At 37.1% G+C, this 6,219-nt stretch carries 5 protein-coding genes; 2 read left to right on the top strand and 3 right to left on the bottom strand.

The window, feature by feature from the left end; genetic code table 11:
- On the top strand, positions 1 to 975 hold a 975-nt coding region (locus BCG07_RS15295), incomplete at its 5' end, for a putative PEP-binding protein (protein ID WP_353743801.1).
- 63 nt (positions 976 to 1,038) lie between these two features.
- Here BCG07_RS15295 and BCG07_RS15290 read toward each other — a convergent pair.
- A complete protein-coding gene (locus BCG07_RS15290; protein WP_286890956.1) occupies positions 1,039 to 1,251 on the bottom strand; it encodes a PGPGW domain-containing protein in 213 nt (70 codons plus the stop codon).
- 144 nt (positions 1,252 to 1,395) lie between these two features.
- On the opposite strand from BCG07_RS15290, the gene ydiJ reads away from it, so the two are divergent.
- The gene (gene ydiJ, locus BCG07_RS15285) at positions 1,396 to 4,443 is read left to right on the top strand and encodes a D-2-hydroxyglutarate dehydrogenase YdiJ (protein ID WP_286890954.1); all 3,048 of its coding nucleotides are present in this window, start codon (positions 1,396 to 1,398) and stop codon (positions 4,441 to 4,443) included.
- A 58-nt stretch (positions 4,444 to 4,501) separates the two neighbouring features.
- On the opposite strand, the gene BCG07_RS15280 is transcribed toward ydiJ, so the two are convergent.
- Positions 4,502 to 5,698 carry a cation:proton antiporter gene (locus tag BCG07_RS15280; protein ID WP_286890952.1) on the bottom strand — a complete coding sequence of 399 codons (1,197 nt, stop codon included), beginning with the start codon at positions 5,696 to 5,698 and terminating at the stop codon, positions 4,502 to 4,504.
- Positions 5,698 to 6,219: tyrosine-type recombinase/integrase (locus BCG07_RS15275; RefSeq protein ID WP_286890950.1), on the bottom strand; the 522-nt coding region annotated here is incomplete at its 5' end. The genes BCG07_RS15280 and BCG07_RS15275, both read right to left, overlap by 1 nt.

Here is a 6,219-nt window from a genome sequence, read left to right as displayed (position 1 = left end):
TTTGAAGTGCTTACTTCACGTGTTGACGAAATGCCAAACCTACCAATGAAAGTGATGATGAACGTGGGTAACCCGGACCGCGCATTCGACTTTGCACGTTTGCCACACTCAGGTGTTGGCCTTGCACGTGTTGAATTCATCATAAACCGTATGATTGGCGTGCATCCAAAAGCATTATTAAATTTCGACGCACAAACAGATGCCCTTAAAGAAGAAATAACCGACATGATTGCTGGTTACGATTCACCCGTAGAGTTTTATATTTCAAAACTTGTTGAAGGCATTTCTACGCTAGGTTGTGCGTTTGCTCCCGAGCGAGTAATTGTTCGTATGTCTGATTTTAAATCGAACGAATACGCTAACTTAGTGGGCGGCCAACAATACGAACCTGAAGAAGAAAACCCAATGATCGGTTTTCGTGGTGCAGCGCGTTATATATCTGAAGACTTCCGCGACTGTTTTGCACTAGAGTGTGAGGCAATCAAGCGTGTGCGTAATACTATGGACATGACTAACATTGAGATCATGATTCCTTTCGTACGTACACTTGAAGAAGGTAAACGCGTAATTGAATTACTAGAAGAGCATGGCCTAAAACGTGGCGAAAATGGTCTTAAAGTAATTATGATGTGTGAGCTGCCGTCAAATGCATTACTTGCCGAAGAGTTCTTAGAGCACTTTGACGGTTTTTCAATTGGATCTAACGATTTAACACAGTTAACACTAGGTTTAGACCGAGATTCTGGTTTAATTGCTCATTTGTTTGACGAGCGTGACCCAGCAATTAAAAAGCTTCTTTCTATGGCAATTCAAACAGCCAAAGCAAAAGGAAAGTATGTAGGCATTTGTGGACAAGGTCCTTCAGATCACGAAGACTTTGCTGCATGGTTAGTTGACCAAGGTATAGACTCAGTATCATTAAACCCAGATACAGTAATCGAAACTTGGTTATACTTAGCTAAAAAATTAGCTTAGTAACCTGTTATAGCTATGTAAAAGCCAGCATATATTGCTGGCTTTTTTGTTGGTCAATTTATTTTAACTGCGTGCTAATTTTTTATCTAAATACTGACAAGATTTAGTCAGTGCTTTTTGACAAAGGGTCAAATAATAACGCACTTTTGGGTAATAAAACGAATAACATAATAAACCAGCCATAAAAAATATAAGTGATGGACCCGGTACAACCGCAAATATTAATCCTAATAAAATAAATAACGCACCCATGATCTGTAATACAATTTTTTTCATATAAATGACCTCTCATGTAGTTAACTTGATTATAATTACAGCAGCGCTTAAATCGACTAAAAGAGTGTTACAAACTGTAAATTCTTCAATTTCTATTAGCAATCAGCATGATATAATTAACCAAATGTCTAAAAGTATGCCGTTATGATCGCAACAATTACTCAGCAAGATGCCGCGTCAGACCTTGTCGCAAATTACCTAAATACATTACAAAAGCAAGGCTTTACCGGTGATACCGATGCAAGTTATGCAACACGTATTACCGCTTCAACCGATAACAGTATTTACCAGCAATTGCCTCAAGGTGTCATTTTTCCCAAAAATGAAAAAGACATTCAACTTGCTTTGCAAACTGCATCACGGGACCCTTTTTTATCATTAACATTTGGACCGCGCGGTGGTGGAACTGGCACTAATGGTCAGTCTTTAACACCAGGTATCGTTGTTGATTTATCCCGCTACATGCGTGAAATTCTCGAAATTAATGTCGAAGAAGGGTGGGTTCGGGTTCAAACTGGCGTAATAAAAGATCAGCTAAATGACTTTTTAAGACCTTATGGATTTTTCTTTTCTCCCGACTTATCTACCAGTAATCGTGCAACTATAGGCGGTATGATCAGCACCGATGCTTCAGGGCAAGGTTCACTTGTTTACGGTAAGACAAGCGATCATGTTTTAGGCCTTACAACCTATTTAGTAGACGGTACACCAATGAGTACCGCTCCAATAAATGTCGAAAAAGCAAAAATAATTGCAGAGCAAGACACGCTAGTTGGCACAATATATAAAACTGTACTTAATATAGCCATTGATGAACGAGATGCTATTTTAAATAAATTTCCTCGGTTAAATCGTTTTTTAACCGGCTATGACTTAGAGCACGTCCTAAGTGATGACTTACTTACTTTTGATATGAGCCGTTTAATAACAGGTTCAGAAGGTTCACTAGGTATTGTCACCGAGGCAAAATTAAACCTTACACCCATTGCCGAATTCAAAACACTTATAAATATTAAATACGATAGCTTTGATTCAGCACTTCGACACTCTCCATTTTTAGTTGATGCCCGTGCAACTTCAGTTGAAACTGTCGATAGCAAAGTATTAAACCTTGCTCGCGAAGATATCATTTGGCATTCAGTATCGGACTTAATAACCGATGTACCAAATAAAGATATGCAAGGGCTCAACATGGTTGAGTTTAATGCAGTATCACCTGACGATATAAAAGACAAAGTAGACACGCTTTGTACATTGTTAGATGAATGTGTAGCCAATCAAACCAATGGTGTAATAGGCTACCAGCTAACAAATGATAAAAGTGACATTTTAAAAATTTACGCAATGCGTAAAAAGTCAGTTGGTTTACTTGGAAACGTAAAAGGCAGCCAAAAGCCATTGGCCTTTGCAGAAGATACTGCAGTACCGCCTGAAAATTTAGCCGATTATATAGTTGAGTTTAGAGCCTTACTCGACAGTCATAATTTACAATATGGTATGTTTGGCCATGTTGATGCCGGTGTTTTACATGTAAGACCCGCACTGGATATGTGCGATCCTGAACAAGAAAAACTTTTACGTACCATTTCAGATGAAGTGGTTAAACTCACAGCCAAGTACGGCGGTTTAATGTGGGGCGAACATGGTAAAGGCTACCGCAGTGAATATGGACCTGAGTTTTTTGGTGAACATTTATTTACCCAACTGCGCATAATTAAAACAGCGTTCGACCCATACAACCGAATAAACCCAGGGAAAATATGCACACCTATCCATAGTGAAGACTCACTAGTTAGTGTTGATGGGCAGAAAAGATCGTGGTTCGACAAACAAATTTCAATTGATGTTAAAACGAGTTTTAACAACGCCATGACCTGTAACGGAAATGGTATTTGTTTTAATTATGATGAAAACTCGCCAATGTGTCCGTCGTATAAAGTAACCGGCGATCGCCGTAACTCACCAAAAGGGCGAGCCAGTTTAATGCGTGAATGGCTACGCCTTCAAGAATCTAAAAGCATAGATCTGCTTGGTGTAGAAAAAGAATTAAATAAAGGTGAAGTAATTACCTGGTGGGAAAGGTTTGTACATAACCGCGAAAAAAAGAAAGGCATTTACGATTTTTCACACGAAGTAAAAGCATCTATGGATGAATGTTTAGCCTGTAAAGCATGTACAACTGCTTGCCCTATTAAAGTGGATGTACCTACTTTTCGTGCCCGCTTTTTAAATTATTATCACAGTTATTATGCGCGTCCACTAAAAGATTACTTAGTGGGTAACATTGAAAGTAGCGCGCCACTTATGGCTAAATTCGGTAAAATAATAAATCCAATTGTTAAAACAAAATTTGTTAGCAGCATAATTAAAAACACGGTGGGTTATGTTGATACACCACAACTTAGTATTCCGTCACTAGCAAATCGGATAAACAAAGCACAGCAATTTAATTTTGAATTTTTAAATAATTTGACTGCCGAACAACAAAGTGAATACGTTTTAATAGTTCAAGATCCGTTCACCAGCTTTTATGAAGCCGAACTAGTTGAAAGTTTTATAACCTTAATTGTTCAACTTGGTAAAAAACCAATGTTGTTACCCTTTAAACCCAATGGTAAACCGCAACATGTAAAAGGTTTTTTGCACGAATTTAAAGTGACTGCCAAAAATGCCGCAGAATTTTTAAATCAACTAAACGATATTAATGCGCCACTAGTGGGATTAGATGCGTCTTTGGTTATGTGTTATCGCGATGAATACAACACAATTTTAGAAAATAACCGCGGCGATTTTAACGTACAACTTGCTCACGAATGGTTAGAAACGCAATCTTTTAAAGGGCTAACTGCAAATAATAATGATGAAACTGAATTTACATTATTAAGTCACTGCACAGAAACTACATCTTTGCCAAAAGCAGCTAATGTTTGGAAAACTATATTTACTGATATCGGACTAACTTTAAATACAACTAATACCGGTTGCTGTGGTATGGCGGGTACTTACGGACATGAAGCACAAAATCAAGATAACTCACGCGCACTTTACGAAATGAGTTGGAAACCCATAGTTGATAAAACTAAATCAGAGCAACTTTTGTCAACTGGGTTTTCGTGCCGTAGCCAAGTAAAACGCTATGAAAAGTTTAAGCCTAAACATCCTATCGAATTACTTGCCCATGTACTAAGTTAAAAATTTTTTTAAACATATTTAAAAGGCGTAACTTAAATTTAGTTACGCCTTTTTTATTTTACTTTGCATTTTTAAAACTATCAGCAATCGGTTTTGTACTAATGCCATGAATAAATACACTAAACAAAATTGTAGTCATGGCAATGCTCGCAATCTGAAATTTATTTTCTATTTGCTCATCAATCACCATAAGAGTAAATACAATTGAGGCCAATCCTCTAGGCCCAAACCATGCAAAAGTAAAACGCTCTTTTAAATTTAAAGATGTAAAAAGTAGTGACAACATTACAGGTATAATTCTTATCAATGTAGTACTTAATAATGCATACGTTACCATTTCAAAATTTAATTTTGGCAATACTAAATAAGCACATGCATAACCGAACAAACACCAAATCATCAGAGACGTAAAGTCAGCAATATGTTCTGAATCTTCTATTAATTCAGTACGCACTGTTTTAGTTGAAAACTTATCAAACAATAAACCCGCTACAAACACAGCAATAAAGCCACTGCCATGCAAATATTGGGTAACAGAAAATACCGCCATTGCAAAACCTAATAACAAAAATGGGCTAGTGTTTTGTGCAAAGTAATGCCGCTTCATTGCAAAATTTAAACTTGGAATAAAAATCGAAATACTCATTATAGCAACAAGTAATGCAATACCTAACTCTTTTGAAAATACACTCACTACATGAGAGGTTGTAATTGCCGACTCAGGATTTTTTGCCAATAAAATAAATATTAAAAATACGGGTACACATAATCCATCATTTAATCCGCTTTCGGTATTGATACCTTCACGAATTTTTTCGGGCACCTCACTGCTTGATAGTAACCCTTTGCTAAGTGCTGCATCTGTTGGCGTTAAAATAATAGCAATTAATGCCGCTTGAATTAACGAAAGCTCAGCAAACAAAAATAAACCAACTGCTATTCCCAGTAATAATGTTAAGGGGAGGGCAACAAATAATAATAAGCCAGGGTATTGAAAACTATGCCTTAATACACTTAGTTTAGATTTAGCCGCATCTGAAAATAAAAATATACTCAAAGTTAATTCTATAAACGGCAGTAATAAATCAACGCCCGCTTTTAACTCACCACCTTTATTAGGCACTAAATTGGCTAATGTAATACCGCCAATAACAAAAAACATTGGGCCAGTTACTTCTTTTTTTTCTAGTTGGCGAAGCGTCAATGAATATATTAAAAACAAAGCGCCTATAAACGCTATTACTAAGTAGGTCATTAAATTTTCCTTTTAGCTCCGGATTTTGCTCGCTCTTTAATATTTGTTTGAATATAAATTTGATCGGTGGTCGCAATTTTTGCATGTCCTAAATCTTCAGATAAATGCTTAAGTGGCCGCGTTTGCGCATCGTGTGTTGCTCCCGTATGGCGCAACCAATGGGCAGTTGCAGCACCTAGTTGTTCAGCATCATCTTTAAAACCATCATCCAACAATGATTGTTGCGCATAATCAAAACTTTGTTGAACTAATCGCCTAATTTGCCTAACAGTCATACCACCTTGGCCTCTAATTTTATGAACCAGTGGCTCGGCTTCATCAACGCGGGGAAGGGCAGGCAGCCCTCTGTATAATCTATAACGTTTTAAATATTCAACAAAATCATCACTTAACGTAACATCCCGTAGCTTGTTACCTTTACCCATTATTCGTAAAAACCAAAAGCCGTCGTTATCTTGCCAAAAGTGAGACATAACCGGTGACCACTGAGGTCGCTCAGATAATTCAGAAATTCTTAAATA

Source organism: Pseudoalteromonas sp. ESRF-bin5, from assembly GCF_002632075.1.
GTDB lineage: Bacteria > Pseudomonadota > Gammaproteobacteria > Enterobacterales > Alteromonadaceae > Pseudoalteromonas > Pseudoalteromonas marina.
Note: the sequence above shows the minus strand (reverse complement) of the source record. Positions and strands in the feature narration are given on the sequence as shown.

Bases quoted from the DNA above. Each gene is read 5' to 3' on its own strand.
- BCG07_RS15290 (WP_286890956.1), bottom strand. From the start codon at position 1,251: ATGAAAAAAATTGTATTACAGATCATGGGTGCGTTATTTATTTTATTA.
- ydiJ (WP_286890954.1), top strand. From the start codon at position 1,396: ATGATCGCAACAATTACTCAGCAAGATGCCGCGTCAGACCTTGTCGCA.
- BCG07_RS15280 (WP_286890952.1), bottom strand. From the start codon at position 5,698: ATGACCTACTTAGTAATAGCGTTTATAGGCGCTTTGTTTTTAATATAT.